Origin of the sequence: Lysinibacillus sp. UBA5994 (assembly GCF_002429725.1) — a bacterium.
Taxonomy (GTDB): Bacteria; Bacillota; Bacilli; order Bacillales_A; family Planococcaceae; genus Lysinibacillus; species Lysinibacillus capsici.
In genome coordinates this window covers 1-3,719 of the sequence record NZ_DJAU01000019.1, presented here as the reverse complement: position 1 = coordinate 3,719, position 3,719 = coordinate 1, and the positions used below count along the sequence as shown (strand labels likewise).

Annotated in this window: 5 protein-coding genes; all 5 read left to right on the top strand. The window is 38.0% G+C overall.

Going from position 1 to position 3,719, the window contains the following annotated elements; genetic code table 11:
- Positions 1-245: 245 nt before the first annotated feature.
- The 5 genes from dnaX (at position 246) to B3D98_RS05475 (ending at position 3,550) form a co-directional block, all read left to right on the top strand.
- Positions 246-2,030: a DNA polymerase III subunit gamma/tau gene (dnaX, locus tag B3D98_RS05495; RefSeq protein WP_054548460.1), complete on the top strand. Its 1,785-nt coding sequence runs from the start codon at positions 246-248 to the stop codon at positions 2,028-2,030.
- A gap of 20 nt (positions 2,031-2,050) precedes the next feature.
- Positions 2,051-2,365, top strand: coding sequence for a YbaB/EbfC family nucleoid-associated protein (locus B3D98_RS05490; protein WP_004233957.1), 315 nt, complete (start codon positions 2,051-2,053; stop codon positions 2,363-2,365).
- A gap of 11 nt (positions 2,366-2,376) precedes the next feature.
- Positions 2,377-2,973: a recombination mediator RecR gene (recR, locus tag B3D98_RS05485; RefSeq protein ID WP_048391017.1), complete on the top strand. Its 597-nt coding sequence runs from the start codon at positions 2,377-2,379 to the stop codon at positions 2,971-2,973.
- 13 nt (positions 2,974-2,986) lie between these two features.
- Positions 2,987-3,202: a YaaL family protein gene (locus B3D98_RS05480; protein ID WP_004233954.1), complete on the top strand. Its 216-nt coding sequence runs from the start codon at positions 2,987-2,989 to the stop codon at positions 3,200-3,202.
- 75 nt (positions 3,203-3,277) lie between these two features.
- Positions 3,278-3,550 (top strand): pro-sigmaK processing inhibitor BofA family protein, encoded by a 273-nt coding sequence (locus B3D98_RS05475; protein WP_048391019.1) that lies wholly within the window; start codon positions 3,278-3,280, stop codon positions 3,548-3,550.
- The last annotated feature ends 169 nt before the right edge of the window (positions 3,551-3,719 follow it).

Genomic DNA, 3,719 nt, shown 5'->3' with positions numbered 1-3,719 from the left:
AGGAAGCAGCATTAAGTGGTCTTATTCATGTGCCGCGGGGTTGCCTAATCTGAGCTAACGACAAGAGTAACGCTTATGTGCGGCTGTCAAGGAAAGGTGCACGGCATTAAATTGCCAATTCAAAGCATCCGTCTATTATAGGCGGATGCTTTTTTATTTTAAATTTAGCATCTTCATTTTCTATATAATGCTGCAAATGCTATAATAAAACTATTCAATTAAATGGAGAAGGAGAGAGGAAATCAGTGACGTATCAAGCATTTTACCGTGTGTATCGACCACAATCTTTTCGAGAAATGTCTGGTCAAACACATGTCAAAAGAACGCTACAAAATGCTCTCCTAGCAAATAAAACAACACACGCTTACTTGTTTTCTGGGCCCCGTGGTACAGGGAAAACAAGTACTGCTAAAATCTTTGCGAAGGCCTTGAATTGTGAACATGCACCATCGAAAGAGCCTTGTAATGAATGTGCTACATGCATGAGTATTACAGATGGTTCTCATCCAGATGTAATTGAATTTGATGCAGCCTCAAATTCACGTGTTGAAGAGATTAGGGATATCATAGAAAAGGTTCGTTTTGCTCCCGCAAGCAGTAGATATAAGGTGTACATCATAGACGAAGTGCATATGCTTTCTACAAGCGCTTTTAACGCTCTTTTAAAAACGTTGGAAGAACCACCTCCTCATGCTGTGTTTATTTTAGCAACTACAGAGCCTCATAAATTGCCTGCTACGATCATTTCTCGTTGTCAGCGTTTTGATTTTAAACGACTTTCTACTAATGATATTATTGAACGTATGAAGGTTGTTTTGGAAGATATTGACTTGCCATATGAAGAACAAGGTTTGAAGGTGATTGCACAATCAGCCGCAGGGGGAATGCGTGATGCTTTAAGCTTATTGGACCAAGTTGTGTCTTTTAGTGGCGAAAAATTAAAACTTGAGGATACGTTATTAGTTACAGGTTCTATTAGTCAGGATGTTTTTTATGATCTAGCGGAGGCACTTAAAGTAAAAGATGTTGCGCAAATGCTTGCCCTTTTAGAGCAACTTATAGCTGACGGTAAGGACCCTTTGAGGCTCTCAGAGGATTTAATTACATTTTTCCGCGATTTATTATTACTTCAAACAAGTGATGATTTAGCTGAACTTTTAGAGCTTGTATCTCCTGAGGAACGTGTATTCACTTTAGCACACGAATTTGCACCAAATATGCTTTATGGGTATATTGATATACTTGCAAAAACACAGCAAGAGATGCGTTTCTCTCACCATACAAAAATTTATTTAGAGACGGCTTTGCTTAAAATGGTACAGTTTTCAGGAGGGATAGCCCATCAAACGGTGACTACAAATGAAATGGGAGAAAACCCTGATCTCACTCAAAAAATTGTGGCTCTTGAACAGCTGGTTCAGCAACTATCCTTACAACTGCAAACGGGGACTCCTGTGCAAACGCCGACAGCACAAAAAGAGCAACGGCCCCGAGCTAAAAGTCCGAATGGTTATAAAGCACCTACAGGTCGTATTCAGGAAGTGCTGAAAGATGCCACAAAGCAAGATGTGCAACGCATTAAGTCCATTTGGGCGCAAGCCTTAAGTCAAATGCAAAAATCACAATCTGCTCTTTTAGCAGAAGCCGAACCTGTTGCGGCATCTTCAAGTGCTTTTGTGTTAAAATTCAAGTATGATATTCATTGTCAGATGGTTGCCGACAACCAGTCTTTAAAGGCTCACTTTACACAATTAATTGCAGGGCAAACTGGTACAATGTACGAGATGCTATGCATACCAGAAGAATCATGGTTAAAAATGCGTGAAGAGTTTATTCGTGATCATGGTCTGCAGCAAAAGAAATCACAGACTGAATCAGAGCATGGAGAAGAATTATTAGAGCCACCACCGGCAGAAATGCCAGAAGAACCATTTATCGATGATGCCCAACCTCTTGCTTCACAAGATCCACTTGTGACTGAGGCTGAAAAGCTCTTTGGTAAAGATTTTGTTGAAATTATTGAAGATTAAATTTTTAGGAGGAAACATTTATGCGTGGAATGGGAAATATGCAAGGTATGATGAAAAAAATGCAAAAAATGCAAAAGGAAATGATGGAGGCACAAGAAGCTTTAAATGCTGAGCAATTCGAAGGTGTTGCAGGCGGCGGTATGGTGAAAGTAACAGTTTCTGGTCAGCGTGAAGTAGTTTCAGTAAATCTGGATGAATCTGTAGTAGACCCAGAAGACATCGAAATGCTACAAGACCTAATTGTTATTGCAACAAATGAAGCGTTGAAAAAAGTAGAAGAAAAAACAAACTCAACTATGGGTAAATTCACGCAAGGCTTAAACCTTCCATTCTAGGAGGTATTCATATGTACTACCCAGAACCAATATCTAAATTGATCGATAGTTTTATGAAATTGCCAGGTATCGGGCCGAAAACTGCGGCTCGTCTGGCGTTTTTTGTGTTAACAATGAAGGAAGATGATGTATTATCTTTCTCTAAAGCACTGATTGATGCTAAACGAAACCTAAGCTACTGTTCTGTTTGTGGCAATATAACAGATGTAGATCCATGTCACATATGTACAGATAAGCAGCGAGATCATTCTATTATTTGTGTTGTACAAGATACAAAAGATGTGATTGCAATGGAAAAAATGCGTGACTACAACGGTATGTACCATGTACTTCAAGGAGCAATTTCACCAATGGATGGTATTGGTCCAGAAGACATTAATGTTGCTTCTTTGCTAGTGCGCTTGCAAGATGAAAGTGTCCAAGAACTTATTTTAGCTACAAATTCAACAATCGAGGGTGAGGCAACCGCTATGTACATTTCTCGCCTTGTCAAACCGTCTGGCATTCGTACAACCCGTATTGCTCATGGATTGCCAGTAGGTGGAGATCTAGAATATGCAGATGAGGTTACGCTATCAAAGGCAATGGAAGGCCGACGCGAGTTATGAGTGAGGGATTAGTATGTTCTTCCGTAGTAAAGGGAAATTAAAAAAAGAATTCGATGATAAGCTTGTGAATCTGATTAAAGAAACAAAAGAGGATTTACAACAGGCAAAGATAATAGAAGAATTAATGGATGATTATGACCTAGGTGTAATTGCTCAACGCAAAACAGCAGAAAGTATTCATTTCTATTTGTTTAAGGAAGCTAGAATTCGTAAGGTATTAATAAAATAGTTCTCTGTAAAATATTCATAGAAGCAAAACAGGAAACATAAACTTTCATAATTATTTAATTGAGGGGGCAACTATATGTCTGGGTTAGTAATTATGAGTATTTGTATTCCTGTCGGGCTTCTTTTTCTTTATGTAATAATAAGACATGCTAAATTGGGTAAGATCTTAGAAGGATTATCGGTGTTTTGGTTTAGATTTGCATTTGCTTTTCTACTATTATTCGTAATCCATTTAGGTATTGGTTATATAGGATATAATGTGCCAATCAATCTGTTTTCGGTCTTAACAATCGCTGTTTTAGGTATTCCTGGTGTCTTAGGAATAACAGCTTTAATATTTATTTTATAAAAGGCTTGCAATATAAAAAGATTATGGTATAGTTATAAAAGTCGCTAATACAACTGATTGAAACGGAAAATAATTTTAAAATTATTGTTGACACAGTTTGTAGCGTGTGGTATTATATAAGAGTTGCTGCTGGAATAGCGGCGAACGATATGAACCTTGAAAACTGAAC

What these genes read in the sequence shown, in the direction of transcription:
- recR (WP_048391017.1), top strand. Translation starts at nt 2,377, where the DNA reads ATGTACTACCCAGAACCAATATCTAAATTGATCGATAGTTTTATGAAA.
- B3D98_RS05490 (WP_004233957.1), top strand. Translation starts at nt 2,051, where the DNA reads ATGCGTGGAATGGGAAATATGCAAGGTATGATGAAAAAAATGCAAAAA.
- B3D98_RS05475 (WP_048391019.1), top strand. Translation starts at nt 3,278, where the DNA reads ATGTCTGGGTTAGTAATTATGAGTATTTGTATTCCTGTCGGGCTTCTT.
- B3D98_RS05480 (WP_004233954.1), top strand. Translation starts at nt 2,987, where the DNA reads ATGTTCTTCCGTAGTAAAGGGAAATTAAAAAAAGAATTCGATGATAAG.